Origin of the sequence: Caulobacter segnis, assembly GCF_023935105.1 — a bacterium.
Lineage (GTDB): Bacteria > Pseudomonadota > Alphaproteobacteria > Caulobacterales > Caulobacteraceae > Caulobacter > Caulobacter segnis_B.
This window is the reverse complement of record NZ_CP096040.1, coordinates 779,391-797,433: the sequence shown is the minus strand read 5'-3', so window position 1 is coordinate 797,433 and position 18,043 is coordinate 779,391. Positions and strand designations below refer to the sequence as shown.

18 protein-coding genes and 1 tRNA gene are annotated in these 18,043 nt (G+C 67.2%); 12 read left to right on the top strand and 7 right to left on the bottom strand.

What is annotated here, in order from left to right:
• Positions 1–21 precede the first annotated feature (21 nt).
• The 3 genes from MZV50_RS03905 to cysS are packed head-to-tail and all read right to left on the bottom strand — an operon-like array spanning position 22 to position 2,373.
• Complete coding sequence (locus MZV50_RS03905) at positions 22–483, bottom strand: iron-sulfur cluster assembly scaffold protein (RefSeq protein ID WP_252633112.1); 462 nt, start codon at positions 481–483, stop codon at positions 22–24.
• A 25-nt stretch (positions 484–508) separates the two neighbouring features.
• A complete protein-coding gene (locus MZV50_RS03900) occupies positions 509–970 on the bottom strand; it encodes an SRPBCC domain-containing protein (protein WP_252633110.1) in 462 nt (153 codons plus the stop codon).
• Between the two features lie 11 nt (positions 971–981).
• Positions 982–2,373 (bottom strand): cysteine--tRNA ligase, encoded by a 1,392-nt coding sequence (gene cysS / locus MZV50_RS03895; RefSeq protein WP_252633109.1) that lies wholly within the window; start codon positions 2,371–2,373, stop codon positions 982–984.
• 203 nt (positions 2,374–2,576) lie between these two features.
• Here cysS and folE point away from each other — a divergent pair, with 203 nt between their 5' ends.
• On the top strand, positions 2,577–3,212 hold the full coding sequence (folE, locus tag MZV50_RS03890; protein WP_252633108.1) for a GTP cyclohydrolase I FolE: 636 nt from the start codon (positions 2,577–2,579) through the stop codon (positions 3,210–3,212).
• Positions 3,213–3,337: 125 nt separating this feature from the next.
• On the opposite strand, the gene MZV50_RS03885 is transcribed toward folE, so the two are convergent.
• Positions 3,338–4,222, bottom strand: a complete 885-nt coding sequence (locus MZV50_RS03885; protein WP_252633107.1) for a DUF817 domain-containing protein — start codon at positions 4,220–4,222, stop codon at positions 3,338–3,340.
• Positions 4,223–4,285: 63 nt separating this feature from the next.
• On the opposite strand from MZV50_RS03885, the gene hisI reads away from it, so the two are divergent.
• Entirely contained in the window at positions 4,286–4,720 is a 435-nt protein-coding gene (hisI, locus tag MZV50_RS03880) for a phosphoribosyl-AMP cyclohydrolase (RefSeq protein ID WP_252633106.1), read from the top strand.
• Positions 4,707–5,333, top strand: coding sequence for a LysE family translocator (locus MZV50_RS03875; protein WP_252633105.1), 627 nt, complete (start codon positions 4,707–4,709; stop codon positions 5,331–5,333). Before hisI ends, MZV50_RS03875 begins: the two co-directional genes overlap by 14 nt.
• Positions 5,334–5,460: 127 nt before the next feature.
• Here MZV50_RS03875 and MZV50_RS03870 read toward each other — a convergent pair whose 3' ends face one another.
• Together MZV50_RS03870 and MZV50_RS03865 are read right to left on the bottom strand one after the other, a co-directional pair.
• Entirely contained in the window at positions 5,461–7,176 is a 1,716-nt protein-coding gene (locus MZV50_RS03870) for an alkaline phosphatase D family protein (RefSeq protein ID WP_252633104.1), read from the bottom strand.
• 91 nt (positions 7,177–7,267) lie between these two features.
• Positions 7,268–9,754 (bottom strand): TonB-dependent receptor, encoded by a 2,487-nt coding sequence (locus MZV50_RS03865; protein ID WP_252633103.1) that lies wholly within the window; start codon positions 9,752–9,754, stop codon positions 7,268–7,270.
• 92 nt (positions 9,755–9,846) lie between these two features.
• On the opposite strand from MZV50_RS03865, the gene MZV50_RS03860 reads away from it, so the two are divergent.
• The 6 genes from MZV50_RS03860 (at position 9,847) to MZV50_RS03835 (ending at position 14,742) form a co-directional block, all read left to right on the top strand.
• Entirely contained in the window at positions 9,847–10,878 is a 1,032-nt protein-coding gene (locus tag MZV50_RS03860) for an RluA family pseudouridine synthase (protein WP_252633102.1), read from the top strand.
• A gap of 111 nt (positions 10,879–10,989) precedes the next feature.
• Positions 10,990–11,673: a hypothetical protein gene (locus tag MZV50_RS03855; RefSeq protein ID WP_252633101.1), complete on the top strand. Its 684-nt coding sequence runs from the start codon at positions 10,990–10,992 to the stop codon at positions 11,671–11,673.
• 90 nt (positions 11,674–11,763) lie between these two features.
• Complete coding sequence (locus tag MZV50_RS03850; RefSeq protein ID WP_252633100.1) at positions 11,764–12,609, top strand: MBL fold metallo-hydrolase; 846 nt, start codon at positions 11,764–11,766, stop codon at positions 12,607–12,609.
• A gap of 84 nt (positions 12,610–12,693) precedes the next feature.
• Positions 12,694–13,113 carry a PaaI family thioesterase gene (locus MZV50_RS03845; protein WP_252633099.1) on the top strand — a complete coding sequence of 140 codons (420 nt, stop codon included), beginning with the start codon at positions 12,694–12,696 and terminating at the stop codon, positions 13,111–13,113.
• Between the two features lie 114 nt (positions 13,114–13,227).
• A tRNA-Ser gene (locus MZV50_RS03840) sits at positions 13,228–13,317 on the top strand.
• Between the two features lie 147 nt (positions 13,318–13,464).
• Positions 13,465–14,742: a tyrosine-type recombinase/integrase gene (locus MZV50_RS03835; RefSeq protein WP_289781922.1), complete on the top strand. Its 1,278-nt coding sequence runs from the start codon at positions 13,465–13,467 to the stop codon at positions 14,740–14,742.
• Between the two features lie 21 nt (positions 14,743–14,763).
• Here MZV50_RS03835 and MZV50_RS03830 read toward each other — a convergent pair whose 3' ends face one another.
• On the bottom strand, positions 14,764–14,958 hold the full coding sequence (locus tag MZV50_RS03830; protein WP_252633097.1) for a helix-turn-helix transcriptional regulator: 195 nt from the start codon (positions 14,956–14,958) through the stop codon (positions 14,764–14,766).
• Positions 14,959–15,377: 419 nt separating this feature from the next.
• Between MZV50_RS03830 and MZV50_RS03825 the strand changes: the two genes are divergently transcribed.
• The 3 genes from MZV50_RS03825 to MZV50_RS03815 all read left to right on the top strand — a co-directional run bounded on the left by MZV50_RS03825 (position 15,378) and on the right by MZV50_RS03815 (position 17,935).
• On the top strand, positions 15,378–15,824 hold the full coding sequence (locus MZV50_RS03825) for an RrF2 family transcriptional regulator (protein ID WP_252633096.1): 447 nt from the start codon (positions 15,378–15,380) through the stop codon (positions 15,822–15,824).
• Positions 15,817–16,722: an NAD(P)/FAD-dependent oxidoreductase gene (locus tag MZV50_RS03820; RefSeq protein ID WP_252633095.1), complete on the top strand. Its 906-nt coding sequence runs from the start codon at positions 15,817–15,819 to the stop codon at positions 16,720–16,722. Before MZV50_RS03825 ends, MZV50_RS03820 begins: the two co-directional genes overlap by 8 nt.
• Before the next feature lie 160 nt (positions 16,723–16,882).
• Complete coding sequence (locus tag MZV50_RS03815) at positions 16,883–17,935, top strand: MBL fold metallo-hydrolase (protein ID WP_252633094.1); 1,053 nt, start codon at positions 16,883–16,885, stop codon at positions 17,933–17,935.
• Positions 17,936–18,043 lie beyond the last annotated feature (108 nt).

Below are 18,043 nucleotides of genomic sequence, written 5' to 3'. Positions count from 1 at the left end.
CTAACCCCCAATTCGAGGGGATCAAGCCGCGCCGGCGGTGCTAGTTCGCGTTTCACCGACGCCTGTGGCCTTCCGGACAGCCTCGACCGTCGCCTCGAACGCCAGCAGCGTCGAGGCGTGACGGGCGGGATAGTCCTTGACCGGCTCCAGCACGGCGAGCTCCGCAAACCGGCCCGCGGGAGGCGAACCGTTCGCTTTCAGCATAGCGCGCAGAGAGTCCCGCGCCAACTCGATGTCGGAAAGTTCCGCGCCGACCACGTTGGCGCCCAGGATCGCGGCGGCCGCCTGGCCCAGGGCGCAGGCCGAAACCTCCTGGGCGAAGTCGGCCACCTTGCCGTCCTGTAGCGTCACGTCGACGACGATCCGGCTGCCACACAGCTTGGCCGTCTTCTCGGCGCTGGCGTGCGGCGCGGCCAGCCGACCGCTGCGCGGCATGTTGGCCACGAGCGTCAGGATCTTGGCGCTGTAGAGGTCGTCGATCATCCCAAGCCTTAAGATAGGGCGCGCCTTAGATGGTGTTCCCGGACCGCTCGGACCAGATGGCCTCGGCGCGATCGCGGACGGCCTCGCCCATCTGGGTGAAGGCGGCCTTCAGCGCGCGGCGCTCGTCACGACTGACGAAGCGCAGCAAGAGGCCCATGAACAGCTCGCCGTTCGAGAACGTCGAGTTGCTGGGCCCCATGTCCTCGATCTCGAGATAGCGGATGGCGGTGACGAACCCGCCCAGGCGCGTGGAGCGCCAGTGCAACTGTTCGTACGGCACCCAGTCCTGGACGATCGGGGCGATGACCGTGGCTGGCTGGCCGGGCAGGTGCTGCTCCAGCGTCAGGGCCGTGCCGATCTTCATCTGGCCCTCGGCCTTGCGGTACAGCGGGTTCCAGTGATGCCAGGTCTCGAACTCGGAAACGACCTCCCAGACGATCTCGGCGGGGGCCTGGACCCCGATGCGGTGTTCGACAGCACGCTTCATCGTTCGCGACCTCAGTCCTTCATCCGCCAGGTCGCGCCGGCGGGACCGTCCATGACCACCACGCCCAGAGCGTCGAGCTCGGCGCGGATGGCGTCGGCGGCGGTCCAGTCTTTGGCGGCGCGCGCGGCGACACGTCGGGCCAGCAGGTCCTCGACCTGGGCCTTCAGCTCGTCGGAGGCGTCGCCCTCGAACCAGCTGTCCGGATCGGCCTGCAGGAAGCCCAGCAGGGCGCCGGCCTCCAACAGGCGGGCCTTGTTGGCGGCGATGGCGACGGTGTCGCCGGCCGTCACCGCCTTCTCGATCAGGCTCGACACCTCGAACAGGGTCGAGGCGGCCAGCGGGGTGTTGAGGTCGTCCAGCAGAGCAGCGAGGGTGTCGGCCGGGGTCTCCATGGCCTGGTCGGGGGCGACGTCCTTGGCCCGACGCAGGGCGCCGTACAGGCGGTCCAGTGACTTCTTCGACTGTTCGATCAGCTCAGGCGTCCAGTCCAGCGGCTGGCGGTAGTGAGCCGACAGCAGCGCCCAGCGGATCACCTCGCCCGGCGTCGTCTTCAGCAGCTCGTGCGGGATGATCACATTGCCCAGGCTCTTGGACATCTTCTCCCCGCTCATGTCGAGGAAGCCGTTGTGCATCCAGTAGTTGGCGAGCGGCGCGTGATCATGCGCGCAGCGGCTCTGGGCCACCTCGTTCTCGTGGTGCGGGAAGGTCAGGTCGATGCCGCCGGCGTGGATGTCGATCGTCGTGCCCAGCGACTTGTCGATCATGGCCGAGCACTCGATGTGCCAGCCCGGACGGCCCGCGCCCCAGGGGCTGTCCCACTCGGGCTCGTTCGCCTTGGACGGCTTCCACAGCACGAAGTCGGCCGGGTGGCGCTTGTAGGGCGCGACCTCGACGCGGGCACCGGCGATCATCTCGTCCAAAGGACGTCCAGAGAGCTGGCCGTAGTCGGCGAAGCTCTGGGTGTCGAACAGCACGTGGCCCTCGGCGGCGTAGGCCGAGCCATTGTCGACCAGCTTGCCGATCATCTCGACGATGGCGCCGATATGGTCGGTGGCCTTGGGCTCCAGGTTCGGTCGCAACGCGCCCAGGGCGTCGGCGTCCTGGTGGTAGGCGGCCAGGTAGCGGTCGGTGATGACCTTGATCTCGACGCCTTCGTCGGCGGCCTTCTTGTTGATCTTGTCGTCGACGTCCGTGACGTTGCGCGCATAGACCACCGCCTCTTCGCCATAGAGGTGGCGCAGCACGCGATACAGCACGTCGAAGGCCACCACGGGCCGGAAATTGCCGATGTGGGCGTAATTGTAGACCGTCGGACCGCAGACATACATCGTCACCCGCTTGGGATCGGCGGGAACGAAGTCGCGCTTCTCGCGCGCCATGGTGTCGTGGATCTTCAGGGTCATTGAGTCGCGGCAGCCTGACGTAAAGGAGGTGTTGCCCCGGAACGGAGCCGGCCCCATATATCCTTCAGATACGGTGAGGGCCACGCCCAACGATACGTCCGTCGCGACGCTTCGACCGTATTCGGTGAAACGGGTGGCACGCGTCATTCCAGGACGACCGGCGTCCTGGCGCAACTCAGCCCGTGGAAAGACCCCCTCAAGACATGGACGCACTGACCCGCGAGCGAACCCTGATCGGTGTCGATGACAACGGTCTTGATCTTGAACCCGCCCAGCGCCCCACCAAGGACGAGGCCATGGCCGCCGTCCGCACCCTGCTGGCCTGGGCCGGCGACAATCCGGACCGCGAAGGCCTGCTGGACACGCCCGAGCGCGTCGTCGAGGCCTATGGCGAATGGTTCGCCGGCTATCACGGCGATCCGGCCAAGGAGCTGTCGCGCACCTTCGAGGACGTGCAGGGCTATGACGACATGGTCATGCTGCGCGGCATCGACGTGCAGAGCCACTGCGAACACCACATGGCCCCGTTCCTGGGCAAGGCCTGGGTGGCCTACATGCCGACCGGCAAGGTCGTCGGGCTCTCCAAGCTGGCCCGCCTGGTCGAGATCTTCGCCAAGCGTCTCCAGACCCAGGAGACCATGACCATGCAGATCGCCGACGCCATCGAGGACCATCTCAGCGCCGCCGGCGTCGCCGTGCTGATCGACGCCGAACACCAGTGCATGTCGACCCGCGGTGTGCGCCACCACGACGTCTCGACGATCACCACCCAGTTCCGCGGCGTGTTCAAGACCGACAAGGTCCTGCAGCAGCGGTTCATGGACCTGGTGAAGAAGTAGATCAGGATTTCTCCTCCCCTTCGGGGGAGGTGGCCCAGAGGGCCGGAGGGGGCAGCGCGGCATCAGCCGGCGATGCCCCCTCAGTCGCTCCGCGACAGCTCCCCCAATGGGGCAGTTTCTAAAGCCTAAGCCGCCGCCTTGATCGCTTCGCGGATCTTGGCCACGCACGCGTCGACCGGGCGGTGGACCAGCGTCACCAGCACGAAGCTGATCAGCATGAGCAGGTACCAGGCGCCCATCTTCTCGAACGGCACCATGTGCCACCCCTTGGCCTGGCTGGGATAGATCCAGGCCCCGGCGAAGGTGCCAAGGTTCTCGGCGAACCAGATGAACAGCGACACCAGGACCGCGCCCATCAGCATCGGCATGCGGCGCGGGCTCTGGCCGGGCGTGAACACGAACCAGGTCCGGCCGAACAGGACCACCGACAGGGCGAACAGCCCCACCCGCAGGTCGATCATATAGTGGTGGGTGAAGAAGTTGGCGTAGATCAGCACCGCCAGGATGTGGGTGCTCCAGAACGGCGGATAGCGCTCGAAGGTGATGTCGAACAGCCGCCAGATGCGGGCGATGTAGCTGCCGACGCAGGCGTACATGAAGCCGGTGAACAGCGGCACGCCGCCGATCCGTAAGATGCTGGGTTCGGGATAGATCCACGAGCCGTGGGCGGTCTTGAACAGCTCCATGATCGTGCCGACGACATGGAACATGAAGATGACCAGCGCCTCGTCCCAGCGCTCCAGCTTCAGGGCCAGCAACATGGCCTGGATGGCGACCGAGGCGATGACCAGGAAGTCGTACCGCGCCAGCGGCGCGTTCGACGGCCAGAACAGATGCGTGCCGACCAACAGGGCCAGCATCAGGCCGCCGAACAGGCAGGCCCAGGCCTGCTTCAGCCCGAACAGCAGGAACTCGTAGGCATAGCCGTTCCAGCGCGAGCGCCGCGCCCAAGGCCTGGCCCTGTCGTCCAGCGCCGCGACGGCGGCCTTGATACGGTCCTTGAGATTCATCTCGCCCCTCGCAAGCGAGGCGGAAGCTAGCGCAGGCTCCAGGCCTGCGCCATATGTGGCGCCATGAGCACCGACCTGTTCCCCGAAGCCCACAGCAAGCACGACCTGGAGCGCGGCTCGGCCCTCGCGCCCCGCTTCAACGCCGACGGCCTGGTCGTGGCGGTGGCCCAGCACGCCGACACCGGCGAGATCCTGATGCTGGCCTGGATGAACGACCAGGCCCTGAAGCTGACGGTCGAGACCGGTATCGCCCACTACTTCAGCCGCTCGCGGGGCGAACTGTGGAAGAAGGGCGAGACCAGCGGCCAGCTGCAGGACGTGGTCGAGCTGCGGGTCGACTGCGACCAGGACGCGGTGCTGATCAAGGTGCGCCCGCGCGGCGACGGCGGCGCCTGCCACGTCGGGTTCCGCTCATGCTTCTATCGCGTCTGGGAAGACGGGAAGCTGATCGAACGGGAGCCCCCCCCAAGGGAGAAGGATGGCCATGACCACGCCTGAAGCCCTGATCGCCTTCACCCTGGCCGCCGGTCTGCTGACCCTGACGCCGGGCCTGGACACGGCGCTGGTGATCCGCACCGCCGCCGCCGAGGGACCCCGACGGGCCACCGGGGCGGCGATCGGCATCGGCCTGGGCTGCTTCATCTGGGGCGCGGCGGCGGCGTTCGGGGTCGGCGCGCTGCTGACCGCCTCGGAAATGGCCTTCACCGTCCTGAAATGGATGGGCGCTCTATTCCTGACCTGGACCGGGATCAAGATGATCCTCAAGCCCCGCGACCAGTTCGAGCCGGGCGAGATGAAACCTGTCGACGCCGGCCCGGTCGCGGCCCTGCGCCGGGGCCTCTTGACCAATCTGCTCAATCCCAAGGTCGGGATCTTCTACGTCTCGTTCCTGCCCCAGTTCATCCCGGCCGGGGTGGATCCGGCGCGGTTCGGCCTGCTGCTGGCGGGCATCCACGTAGTGCTGGGCCTGCTGTGGTTCGCCGCCCTAATCGCCGCCACGGTGCCGATCGCCGGCCTGCTGCGCGTGCCGATCGTGGTCCAATGGCTGGACCGGGTGACCGGCTGCGTGTTCGTGGCGTTCGGCCTGCGCCTGGCGCTGGAGCGGCGGTAGTTCGAAACTCTGCTCCCCCTCTGGGGAGCTGTCGCGGAGCGACTGAGGGGGCCTACTCGGCATCGGCCGTGCTGCCCCCTCCGGCCCTCCGGGCCACCTCCCCCGAGGGGGGAGGAGAGAGAAGATGCTACGCCTCCTTCAGCGCCTCGACGCCGCCGCCGCTGGCCGGCGTGACCACGAAGCGCTTCAGCACGCTGGTCTCGTACTGGGGCTCGAAGATCGTCGACACGGCGATCAGCTCGCCAGTCGCCTTGCCATGCTCCAGGGTCAACAGCAGGTAGCCCTTGGCGCTGGGATGAGCATATTTCACTTCCCGGTTCCGCTGAGCGAAGGCCTCGCCCAGGGGCACGCCCGGCAGAACGTCGCCATAGCCCGGCGAGGTCACCGAGGTCGCGCCGAACTCGGCCGCCACGCGGGTCTTGCCCGCGTCGTCCCACAGCTCGTTGGCCCAGAACATGTGGCTGTCGCCGGCCAGCACGATCGGCCGGGCCTTGGCGGCGGTCAGGATGTCGTAGACCCGCTGGCGGTCGGCCGGATAGCCGTCCCAGGCGTCCAGGTTCGAGGGGATGTCATAAGCGGCCATGGCCACCGTCTGGTCCACGCGCTTGCGGGCGTAGTCCGGCAGCTTGGCCAGCATCGCCGCGTAGGCGTCCGCGCCCATGGTCTTCTTCAGGTCCGGCGGGGCGACGCGGGCCATGACCACTTGGTTGCCCAGCACCTGCCAGGCCGTTCCGGCCTTGGTCGAGGCGCCGACCTGGCTGGCCAGCCACTGCTCCTGCTTCTCGCCCATCATCCGATGGGTGGCGTCCTTCCACTTGGCGATGAAGGCGGCGACGTCGGGCTTGCCATCGACCACCGGCATGTCGACGTCGTAGTCCAGCTGGTGCGTGCGGGCCGACAGCCGGGTTTCGACCATCAGCAGGCTGGCGACATCGCCGAACTGGAAGCCGCGCCAGGCGGCCTCCGGCAGGGTCCCGGGCGCCGCGTCGCGGATCGGCATCCACTCGTAATAGGCCTTCAGCGCCGCGGCCTTGCGCGTCGCCCAGTCGCCTTCGGTCTTGGGATCGTGGTTCTCGGCCCCACCGATCCAGCTGTCGTTGGCGGTCTCGTGATCGTCCCAGACCACGATCCACGGCGCCCGGGCGTGGGCGGCCTGCAGGGCGGGGTCGGTCTTGTACTGGGCGTGGCGGGCGCGATAGTCGGCCAGGGTGACGATCTCGTGGACCGGCTGGGGCATGCGCGACTTCGCGACCGGCGAGTTCATGCCGTAGTCCTTGGGCGCGCCGCCGTACTCGTAGATGTAGTCGCCCAGGTGCAGCACCGCGTCGACGCGATCCAGCTTGGCGATGGCGTCGTAGGCGTTGAAGTAGCCGTTCGGATAGAGGCTGCACGACGCCACCGCCAACACGACGTCCTTGATCTGGCCCGTCGGCAGAGTGCGCGTGCGACCGACCGGCGACGTCACGACGCCGCCTTCTTGCTTGGGGGCCTTGAAGCGGTACCAGTACTCGGTTCCCGGCTTCAGCGCGCCGCCGTCCAGGTCGTGCTTGACCGTCCAGTCGCGGCTGGCGCGGGCGCGCAGGCCGCTAGCCTTGGTGACGAGGGTCTTGAAGTCGGGATCGGCGGCGACCTCGAGCTCCAGGACGACGTCGCCCGTCGTCGCGTCCTTGGGCGTCACCCGGGTCCAGAAGACGACGGCGGTCGGCGCGGGATCGCCACTGGCCACGCCGTGCTCGAAGGCCACCGGCCCCTTGTAGTCGTTCACCGGCGCGGCGACCGCCTCGCCGGCGGCGGCGCCCGACAGGCCCAGAAGGCCCAGAACCTTACGACGATCGATCTTCACGGACGGCCCTCCCGATACGGTTACGCTGCACGAAACAACAGGACGTTCGCGCCGTCATCCGTCCCTTGCGGCATGACGGCGCGCACGCGGACTAGCGGCGGAACGTGACGCCCACGCCCATGAAGCGCGGCTTCCCGGCGATGAAGGTCGGGATGCCGAAGCTGTCGCCGGTGTTGCCGGCGTCCTTCAGGTACTTCTCGTCGGCCAGGTTCTCGACGAAGGCCTCGACCTTCCAGCGATCGTCGACCGCGCCGAAGCCCAGGCGGACGTTCAAGAGACCATAAGCGTTCTGGAACTCGTCGACCTGGGTGTCGGGGAACAGGCCCGCCGACTGCAGGTCCGAGCGATCGTTGTCGTCGTCGAAGAACATCTTCGAGCGCCAGGTATAGGTCGGGGTGAAGGTCAGCTTGCCGCCCAGGGCCTCGCGGCTGAACGCGGCGCCGACCGAGAAGGTCTGGTCGGGCGACAGGCGGAAGTGGTTGCCCGCGCGCAGGCCGCTCTCCAGCCGGGCGTGGTTGTAGGCGTAGGTGCCGAACAGGGTCCAGAACTCGCCGGCCTGCAGGCGGGCCTCGCCTTCGAAGCCGTAGGCCTTGGCCTTGCCGGCGTTCAGGGTCACCACCTGCGCGCCCTGGCGGAAGCTGGTGGCGAAGTTGTCGTAGTCGTAGCGGAACACCGAGCCCGACAGGTACAGGCGACCGTCCAGCAGCTTGCCCTTGGCGCCGGCCTCGTAGCTGTCGACCGTCTCGGAGGCCACGACGTTGAAGCGGGCCTCGCCCAGGGCCGTGGCCGGCGCGCTGGCCGAGATCACGTCCGGACGGCGACCGCGAGCGTACGAGGCGTAGAGGCTCAGGTTCTCCGACGCGGCGTAGCGGCCGACCAGGCGCCAGGTCAGGCCGCTGTCGTCGATCGACTTGCTGAAGGTGTCGCCGTTGTTGGTCGTCGGCTGGGCGATCAGGCCCACGATCGGCAGCGCCGCGTTGTTCACCGCGTTCGGCTGGGCGGCCAGGAACAGGTTGGTCGGGGTCGGGGCGGCCAGCAGGATGCCCAGGATCGAGCGCCCGTTCTGCACGGTCGAGCGATAAGCGGCCCAGCGGTCCTCGCTGGTGTAGCGGATGCCCGCCGTGACCTCGAACTTGTCCGTCAGCTTGAACGTGCCGTCGGCATAGACGTCGTAGGCGGTGTTCTCGCCGTAGTTGGCGAATTCCTCGCGATGGACGGGCTTCAGGTTCGAGACGATGCCCGGCGCGATCGAGGCCGGAATGCCGAAGCCCAGCTGCAGCACCGTGGCCAGGTAGGTCGGGTTGGTCAGCACGGCCAGCGGCTGGGGGTTCGGACGGCTGATGCCCAGCGGCGTGTTGCCCGCCAGCAGGGCCAGGACCAGGCGCTCGTCGAACTGGCCGGGAATGCGCCACGAGCCGGTCTCGTGGAAATAGTTGGCCCCGACGAAGCCCGAGAAGCGGCCGCCGGCGTCATAGCGCAGGCGCAGTTCCTGGCTCTGCTGGCGGCCCTGGGCGTCCTCGGCGAAGGTCAGGATCGGCAGGCTCGTGCCGTCCGGATCGAAGACTTCGTTGGAGTGGAAGGCGCGGGTGGCGGTGATCGACGACAGGGTCAGGCTGTCGCTGATCTCGTACTCGGCCAGGGCCGTCAGACCGTAGACCTTGCGGTCCAGGCCCAGGGGCTTGCCGCCCTCGAAGCCGGCGCCCGCCGACAGGGTGGCGGCCGAGGCGACGTCGGTATTGCCCAGCACCGCGCCGGTCAGCGGGTTGGTCGGGTTGAAGGTGTGGCTCTTGAACGAGGTGCCGCTGGTGTCGTCGACCTGGTAGTTGCCTATCACGTCCAGCTTCAGCTTGCCCGGCTCCAGGTGGTAGGCCAGCCGCACGGCCTGGGTGTCGGTCGAGTTGTAGGCGTCGCCGCCGGCCGCGTCCTTGACGTAGCCGTCGTTCTGGCGCGTGCGGGCGGCGATGCGCAGGGCGCTGCCGTTCTCGAACGCGAAATTGACCATCGCCTCGCCGACCAGATAGCCGCCCGTGCCGCCCTCGGCCTTGGCCGCCCAGTCGAAGCTTGCGGGGTTGGCCTTGTTCTGCACCAGGTTCACCGCCCCGATCAGGGCGCCGCGCCCGAACAGGGTCGACTGCGGCCCCTTGGCCACCTCGACCCGCTCCATGTCGAACAGCTCGACATACGAGCCGCGCGAGCGCGAGATCGGCACGCCGTCCTGATAGATCGACACTCGCGTCTCGTCGGTGGCCGAGCCGCTGTCGGAGGTGATGCCGCGCATCACGAAGCCGGAGTTGTTGTTCGACTGGTTCTGCACCAGGAAGCCGGGGGTGAAGGCCGACAGCTCGTCGAACGCCTTGACGCCGATGGCCTCCAGGAACTTGCCGGAATAGGCGGTGACGGCGATCGGCACCTCGACCGGATCCTGGGCGCGCTTCTGGGCGGTGATGACCACCTCGCCCAGGCTGGTGTTCTGCTCGTTGTTGTCCGCTGGCGTCGCGTCCGCCGCGAACGCCGGCGCGGCGGCGGCCAGGGCCAGAAGGCTGGCGGTCAACAGCGTGGTGGTGCGAAAGGCGCGCATCGACTATCCCCCGAATACGAAACTCGACCCCGGCCCTAGGCAAGGCCGATGTCGGCGACGCGACGAGCGTATGACGGAGTTATGAAACCCCGGTGGATGGCGTGGACGAAACTCTGGATGACGACATCCTCGACGCCGGCGCCGCCGAACCGGGCGACGGCGAAGGCGAAATCCTGACCGCCGACCTGCCCGAAGCCCTGTCCGGCCAGCGGCTGGACAAGGTGCTGGCCCCGCTGTTCCCCGACCTGTCCCGCGCCCGCCTGCAGGCCCTGATCGGCGAAGGCCGCCTGACGCTGGACGGCCAGCCGGTCGCCGACGCGTCCCGCAAGGCCAGGGCCGGGACCTACAGCCTGCTGATCCCGCCGCCGGCCCCCGCCGATCCCGAGCCCCAGGCGATCCCGCTGGCCATCCTCTACGAGGACGAACACCTGATCGTGGTCGACAAGGCCGCCGGCATGGCCGTTCACCCGGCCCCCGGCACGCCGAACGGCACCCTGGTCAACGCCCTGCTGCACCATTGCGGCGCCAGCCTGTCGGGCGTGGGCGGCGTGGCCCGGCCGGGCATCGTCCATCGCCTGGACAAGGACACCTCGGGCGTCATGGTCGCGGCCAAGAGCGACTCCGCCCACAAGGGTCTCTCCAAGTTGTTCTCGACCCACGACATCGACCGGCTGTACGTCGCCCTGACGCGCGGCGCGCCCTCGCCGCCCGCCGGCACGATCGAGACCCAGATCGGCCGCTCGCCCGGCGATCGCAAGAAGATGGCGGTGCTGCGCTCGGGCGGCCGGACGGCGATCACCCACTACCGGGTCGAGGCCGCCTTTGGTCCTGCCGACAAGCCGCTGGCCGCGCGGGTCGCCTGTCGACTGGAGACCGGTCGCACCCACCAGATCCGCGTCCACCTGACCAGCAAGGGCGCGCCTTGCCTGGGCGATCCCGTCTACGGCGCCGGCCAGCCGGCGACGGCGGTGCGCGAGGCGATCGCGGCGGCGGGCCTCCAGCGCCAGGCCCTGCACGCGGCCGTGCTGGGCTTCGTCCATCCGGTGACGGGCGAAAGCCTGCGTTTCGAGACCCCCCTGCCCCCGGACATGGCGTCTCTCCAGAGGGACCTGGAAACCCTCTGAACACGGCCCATATCTTCGAAACGGGCCAAGCTTGCCAGGCGGCAACAAAAGCGCCCTAATTGCGCTGGCTTGGCGCTCTAGAGTTCCGGGCCTGTCATCGTGGAGCGTACCATGCGGCCCCATCTCGCGATCATCGCTTTCGGCGCCGCCCTGCTCGCTGGCCCCGCGTTCGCGGCCACGCCCGACGACGAGGTCATCGCCACCGCCCAGGCCAAACCCAGCGCCGAGGCCCTAGCCGCCCAGGCGCCGCCGGCCCCGGCGGCGACGGCCGCCACGCCGCCGTTGACCACCCAGCAGCAGATCGACTCCTTCATCTATTCTTCGCCGCCGATGGACCAGGACCATCGCGGCCTGCTGCCCGCCGACCGGCTGGATGATCGGGACGCGGACGGCAAGCGCAAGATCCACGGCTCGATGGGCGTGTCGGTCGGCACCGGCGGCTATCGCAGCGCCTATGCCAGCGCCCTGATCCCGGTCGGGGAAAACACCACCGTGGGCGTCGCCGTCTCGCAGACCGATTTCGGCAAGCGCGGCGGCTACTACGCCGACCCCTACTATGGGGGCGGCTATTACGGCGGTTACGGCTATGGCTACGGCCCGGGTTATGGCCGGACGCGCGGCGGCTCGCAGCAGTCGGTCGCCCTGTCGGTGATGGCCGGCGCCGGCGGCCGGGGCGACTCCACGCCCGAGGGTTGCGCGCCGGGCTTCCGCGACGGCGGCCGCTATGTCGAGCCGCTGTGGGTCGAGGGGCTTCGCGACGGCGCTCATCCCTGTTCGGCCGCTGCCGGACACTGATCGTCGCGAATTCGTCGAAAGTCTCGCCGCTGTTCGCGGATGTTTAACGGCTTGACCTTCATGGTGCCTGCCTCGGGCGTCTGAGGCAGATTGATGCAGCCGGAAATCATCGCATACCGCCATCCCACGACGGGGACGGTGACCTATCTGATCGTCGACCCCGCCACCTATCTCTGCGCCATCGTCGATCCCGTCCTGGACTTCGATCCCGCCACCGAGACCGTGGACACCAGCTTCATCAACCGGATCATCGCCGAGATCCGCGCCCGCGACCTGGGTCCGACCTGGATCCTGGAGACCGGCCTTCATACCGGTCACCTGTCGGCCGCCGGCCATGTGAAATACGAGACCGGCGCGTCGGTCTGCATCGGCGCCGGCGTCGTCGAGAGCCTCAAGCGCCTGGCCCCCAAGCTGGGCGAGACCATGGTCGACCTGGACGGCTGGGACTTCGACAAGCTGGCCCAGGACGGCGAGGCCCTGCCCATGGGCGGGCTGGAGATCACCGCCATCGCCCTGACCGGCCGCCTGCCCGGCGCCGTGGCCTACAAGCTGGGCGACGCCCTGTTCACCGGCGACCTGATGCTGGCTCCGGCCGAAGGCGCCGGCCGCTGCGACGTCCCCGGCGCCGACGCCGGCAAGGCCTGGGACGACGCCCGCAAGTTCCTCAAGCTGCCGCCGCGGACCCGAGTCCTGCCCGGCGTCAGCGCGACCGAGACCTTCGAGTCGACGATCGCCGAGGAGAAGGCCGCCAATATTCAGCTGAACGACAAGATCGACCGGCTGGACTTCATCGCCCTGCGCACCGCCGCCGACGCCTTCCTGCCCGATCCGGTGCTGGCCGGAGCCGCCCTGCGGGTGGCCATCCGCGCCGGCAAGCTGCCCTCGGAGCCCGAGAGCGGCCCCCGCTTCCCGCCGGTGGACCTCACCAAACTCTAAAGTCCGTTCTTTTCGGAAACGGACTTGCGCCCCCACGGGCTCGCCGCATACATTTCGCATGCGAAACGTATGGAGAGATGACCCGTGGCCGAGGATTTCAGCGCCGCCCTGACCGCCGGCCAAGCCGGCTCCCTGCCCGACCTCCTCGGCCTGCAATGGCTGGAAGCCAAGCCGGGCCTGGTGAGGGGACGTTTCGACGTCGACAAGCGGCACATGGCCCCCAACGGCTACCTGCACGCGGCCAGCGTCATCGCCCTGGCCGACTCCGCCGCCGGCTACGGCTGCGTCATCTCCCTGCCCGAGGGCGGGACCGGGTTCACCACCATCGAACTGAAGTCGAACTTCTTGGGCACGGTCCGCGAGGGCGGCGTGGCGGTCGAGGCCAAACTGGCGCACGGCGGCCGCACCACCCAGGTCTGGGACGCCGTTGTGACCGACGAGGCGACCGGAAAGACCATCGCGCTTTTCCGCTGCACCCAGATGATTCTGCGACCAAAAGTCTGAGCTGAAAAAAGCGCGAAGAAAGCGTCCCTGGGGGGGTTGCGTCCCGGCGGCGACGCCGCTAGGTATCGCGCCCTCGACCTCGGGAGGCTCAAAAGCCTCCTGGAACGGCGGCCTGGAGAGGTGGCAGAGTGGTCGAATGTACCGCACTCGAAATGCGGCGTGCCTGGAAGGGCACCGTGGGTTCGAATCCCACCCTCTCCGCCACCATCCCATCCCATTCAGTCCCAAGATGCTCCAGAGCGTCCGGTAAATCCCCGGATTATAAGGGATAATCGCGAAGACGTGTTTCGACACGTCCGACGCGATCCCACAAGATCCGAGTCTCATTTGTGGGACAAAGTGTGGGATAAAATGGCCCGACTTTGGGAACGGCTCACGGCCCTACAGGTCAAGAGGACTACGCGACCAGGAATGCACCCGGACGGCGGTGGCCTCTATTTGATGGTCCAGAAGGGCGGCGGTAAGTCCTGGGTCTATCGCTACATGCTCCAAGGGCGCGCCCGCGAGATGGGGCTAGGCCCAGCCCACACGATCAGCCTCTCAGAAGCACGAGCGATGGCGCGCGATGCACGCCGCCTGAAGTTCGACGGCATCGACCCGATCGAGCAACGTCAACGCGCCCGAGCACGCACCACGTTGGAAGCCGCCAAGGGTTTCACGTTCAAACAGGCGGCCTCAGCCTATATCCGCGCCAACAAGGCCGGCTGGCGCAATGAAAAGCATTCCAAGCAATGGGAAAGCACGCTGACGACATACGCTGATCCGATCTTCGAGAATTGCGGCGTTTCGGACATCGACACCGGGCTAGTCCTAGCCGTCCTGGAACCGATCTGGTCCACCAAGCCCGAGACCGCCAGCCGGGTGCGAGGGCGCGTTGAGGCGGTGCTCGACTGGGCGACCGCCAGGGGACTGCGCGAAGGTGAGAACCCAGCACGCTGGAAGGGTCACCTTGAGAAACTGCTGCCGGCAAAGTCTCGCGTCCATAAGGTACGGCATCACGCCGCCCTGCCCTACGCCGACTTAGGCGCGTTCATGGCCACCCTGAAGGAGCAACCAGGCGCAGCAGCTCGCGCTCTGGAGTTCACAATCCTCACCGCCGCCCGGACCGGAGAGGTCATCGGCGCCGAATGGAACGAGATTGATCTGGCCAACCAAGTTTGGACCGTTCCTGCCGCGAGAATGAAGGGGCGAAGGGAACACCGCGTTCCACTCACGGCGCCCTTGGTAGAGATCCTTGAAGGGCGGAAGGCCGACTACTGCGCCGTAGTCCGGCGTGTTCTTGAGTCCAAAAGGCAGCCCATTCCAGATGATCTAGCGCCCGTAGGCCCCCTCTTCTGGGGCACATTGTTCGGAAAGAAGCTAAGCAACATGGCGATGTTGGCGGTGCTGAAGCGAATGAAGTGCGAGGATCTCACTGCCCATGGCTTTCGCAGCACCTTCCGCGATTGGGCGGCCGAGACCACCGAGTATCGAAGCGAGATTGTCGAGATGGCGCTCGCCCACACGATCGGAAACAAGGTCGAGGCCGCGTATCGGCGCGGCGATCTATTTGAAAAACGCAAGCGCCTTATGGAGGACTGGGCCGTCGCCGCCGGCCGCGCACGGCGGAGCTCGACGCCGGGGGCATAAGGCGCGGCTGAAGTGATATAGCTATTCAGCGCGAAACTTGGCGGGATCAGAGATCCAACGATTTATCGCCGACTCCCGCCATCCCGCGCCATGAACGCTAATCGGGATTTGGCGAGGAAAGGTGCCTTCGCTGATCTTCCGATAGAGGGTCGATCGGCTAAGGCCAGTGCGTGCTAGCACGGTCTTGAGGCGGACGATGCGGTCGAGATCGGTCATCATTTAAACTGCACAGATTGGGATCTGAAGGCATTCGATGAACCAGAATTCGATTGCTTACTGCAAGGCCTAGCGGGGCGAGGTCGTACTACGGGAAACAAAGACGGGCTCTAGGCGCCAGCAGCGTATGTTGGCGCGCCCAGCGACGGCGACAGCGTGGGCTGAAGGAGCCCGATGTGGTTTGCCGCAGCCTTGCGAGGACGCCCATGTACTCAGCTTCAGAGGCGCGCCAATCGCTGCCATTGGCGCGCCTCCAGGAACGCGACGTTTAGCACCTCCCTCGCCGCGTTCCACGGCCGGCCTCAATCGGCCATTGCCTGGCCATTCCCTAGGGCGGCCACGCCCTCGTCCAGCGGACCGGCCGATAAATTCGTCGGCGTCCCTTGCGGCACGGTCACTCATGTAACAATTAGTATTACATGAAACGTGATAACCGCCTGTCCGTCGCCTTGCACATGTTGCTGCACATGGCTCAGCGCCCGACCTTGATGACCTCTGCGGAGATGGCGGCCTTCTCTGGGACCAATCCGGTCGTCATCCGGCGCACCTTCGCGGGCCTGCGCGAGGCCGGGATCGTCACCTCGACAAAAGGGCATGGTGGCGGCTGGGGCCTGGGTCGGCCGCTGTCGCAGATTAGCCTTGCGGAAGTTCAGGACGCGCTGGACGAGCCGATCATCGCTCTGGGCAAGGCCGAGGAGGCGCCAGGATGCCTGATTGAACAGGCCGTCAACGCGGCGCTCGACGAAGCGGTCGTGGAAGCGCGCGCCCTGTTGACCAAGCGGTTGGCGACGGTGTCGCTGGCCGACCTGTACGGCCGCGTCGACACCACCAAGATCCCCCTCCCCAAGGACCATCACCATGTTTGACGCTATCGTCGTGGGTGGCAGCTTTGCTGGGCTCTCCGCCGCTATGCAACTGGCCCGCGCGCGTCGCCGAATCCTCCTTGTCGACGCGGGTCTGCCGCGCAACCGCTTCGCCGACGCCTCGCACGGCTTCCTAGGCCAGGACGGCAAAGCGCCCAGGCAGATCGTGCGAGAGGCGACCTGTCAGGTCACCGCCTACCCGACGGTGGATTTTGTCCACGGAGAGGCGCTGAACGTCGAGCCGCTGCACGTTGGCTTCAAACTGGCGTTGGCCGGTGGTCGCGTTGTCGAGGCTCGGCGGCTGGTTCTGGCCACCGGGATCGTCGATGTCTTGCCGGAAGTTGAGGGAATGAAGGAACGCTGGGGCGCCAGCGTGCTGCATTGTCCCTATTGCCATGGCTATGAGCACCGCGATCGACCTTTGGGCGTAATGGCGGGACATCCGATGTCGGCGCATCAGGCCGCGATGATACCCGACTGGGGTCCGACGACGCTGTTCACCCAGGGCATGTTCGAACCGGACCATGAACAGCGCGCGCTGCTGGACGCACGTGGAGTGAGAATCGAGCGGACCCCCGTCGTCGCGCTGCTGGGTAGCGCGCCCGACCTCAACGCCGTGGCCTTGGCCGATGGACGCACGGTCGCGCTGAACGGCCTCTTTGTCGCGCCCGCCCAGCGCATGGCCAGCCCTTTGGCCCAAATGCTCGGTTGTGAATTCGACGAAGGGCCGCTGGGACCGATCATCCGAACCGACGCCTGGAAAGCCACGACCGTGCCCGACGTCTACGCGGCCGGAGACGCCGCACGCCCCATGCAAAACGCTACGCTGGCCTCGGCCGACGGGGTCCTGGCAGGTGTCGGCGTCCACCAGTCGCTGATCCGCGATGCGCTGGCCGCCTAGGGTCCTTTCAGCCTTAAAGAAGCGAGACGCGCCAATAACCGACACTAGCGAGGCCTCAGAAGCCGGACATTGAGGACCTTCGCGTGCGCCTCCAATAGTGATGCTCAACGATGGCGACATGTTTGGCCTGGACGGCTAGGCTCGGCGGCGGAGGCTGAACATGCTGACACGTCGAATGCTCCTGGCCGCTGGCCTAGTCGCCGCCCCACTCTCAAGCTGGGCCGCGCCGACGATCGTCGTGCCGGAGATCGATAGCCTGGCCCTAACCTTGCTGGCCGACAGCACGGTCTCCAGCTTCGCAACGCCCGTCGAGCGGCCCGGCCTGAAGATTCTGCCGCCAGAGCGCGCGGCGTCGTCCTACCGCCTCACCTTGCGCGGCGAGTGGGGCTATTCGGTGCTAGCGGACGCCGCCGGCGCCGGCGCACGCCATCGAGTGCTGATCGACTTCGGCTATACGCCCGAAACCCTAGCCTCGAACATGGCGCTGCTAGGCGTTGATCCGGCTAGCGTCGACGCCATGGTGCTCAGCCACGGCCACTATGATCACTTCGGTGGCCTGGCCGCCGTCGTCGGCCGGGTCAAGCGCGGGACACCGCTCTATATCGGCGGCGAAGAAGCGTTCTGCGCTCGCCTGCGCGGCGTCTCGCCCGACGGCCCTAGCTTCGGACAACTGGAGAAGGCCGACCTCGTCGCGGCGGGGATTGACCTGCGCGTGGCCGCCGCGCCGCGCGAGGTCGCCGGCATCGGCTTCACAACGGGCCGGATTCCGTTCGTCTCGCCCGAAAAGCCCAGGGTGCCGACCTCGATGCTGCCAGGCCAGGGCTGCCGCCGCGCCGACCTGGACGCCGACCGGCGAGACGTCGATTTCTTCGTCGATGACGCCGTCCACGAGCTCGGCACGGCCTTCCACCTGAAGGGCAAGGGCCTCGTCGTGATTGGCTCGTGCAGCCACCGGGGTATCATCAATACCGTGCGCGCCGCTCAGGCCGTCTCTGGCGTCGACAAGATCCACGCCATCATGGGCGGCTTCCACTTGGTGCCGCCCCAGACGCGGGAGCAAGCGCTGCAGACCCTGACGCTGATGCAGGCCCTCAAGCCCGACTATATCCTGCCCGGGCACTGCACGGGCGAGGCTTTCATCGCTCCGGCTATCGCCCAGATGCCGGATCAGGTGTTCCGCACCGTTGTGGGCAGCCGCGTCATCTTCGGATAGGCGCCAGCAGTGGACATTCCACTAAGCTCAAGGAAGGCGACGCTCCGTTCTGAAAGGCTGCGCAGCTTGCGAATGAGAGCCCGCTGCCGTCATTTGCCAAAAACCTGT

What these genes read in the sequence shown, in the direction of transcription:
- MZV50_RS03905 (WP_252633112.1), bottom strand. Translation starts at nt 483, where the DNA reads ATGATCGACGACCTCTACAGCGCCAAGATCCTGACGCTCGTGGCCAAC.
- MZV50_RS03900 (WP_252633110.1), bottom strand. Translation starts at nt 970, where the DNA reads ATGAAGCGTGCTGTCGAACACCGCATCGGGGTCCAGGCCCCCGCCGAG.
- cysS (WP_252633109.1), bottom strand. Translation starts at nt 2,373, where the DNA reads ATGACCCTGAAGATCCACGACACCATGGCGCGCGAGAAGCGCGACTTC.
- folE (WP_252633108.1), top strand. Translation starts at nt 2,577, where the DNA reads ATGGACGCACTGACCCGCGAGCGAACCCTGATCGGTGTCGATGACAAC.
- MZV50_RS03885 (WP_252633107.1), bottom strand. Translation starts at nt 4,222, where the DNA reads ATGAATCTCAAGGACCGTATCAAGGCCGCCGTCGCGGCGCTGGACGAC.
- hisI (WP_252633106.1), top strand. Translation starts at nt 4,286, where the DNA reads ATGAGCACCGACCTGTTCCCCGAAGCCCACAGCAAGCACGACCTGGAG.
- MZV50_RS03875 (WP_252633105.1), top strand. Translation starts at nt 4,707, where the DNA reads ATGACCACGCCTGAAGCCCTGATCGCCTTCACCCTGGCCGCCGGTCTG.
- MZV50_RS03865 (WP_252633103.1), bottom strand. Translation starts at nt 9,754, where the DNA reads ATGCGCGCCTTTCGCACCACCACGCTGTTGACCGCCAGCCTTCTGGCC.
- MZV50_RS03855 (WP_252633101.1), top strand. Translation starts at nt 10,990, where the DNA reads ATGCGGCCCCATCTCGCGATCATCGCTTTCGGCGCCGCCCTGCTCGCT.
- MZV50_RS03835 (WP_289781922.1), top strand. Translation starts at nt 13,465, where the DNA reads ATGGCCCGACTTTGGGAACGGCTCACGGCCCTACAGGTCAAGAGGACT.
- MZV50_RS03830 (WP_252633097.1), bottom strand. Translation starts at nt 14,958, where the DNA reads ATGACCGATCTCGACCGCATCGTCCGCCTCAAGACCGTGCTAGCACGC.
- MZV50_RS03825 (WP_252633096.1), top strand. Translation starts at nt 15,378, where the DNA reads ATGAAACGTGATAACCGCCTGTCCGTCGCCTTGCACATGTTGCTGCAC.
- MZV50_RS03820 (WP_252633095.1), top strand. Translation starts at nt 15,817, where the DNA reads ATGTTTGACGCTATCGTCGTGGGTGGCAGCTTTGCTGGGCTCTCCGCC.
- MZV50_RS03815 (WP_252633094.1), top strand. Translation starts at nt 16,883, where the DNA reads ATGCTGACACGTCGAATGCTCCTGGCCGCTGGCCTAGTCGCCGCCCCA.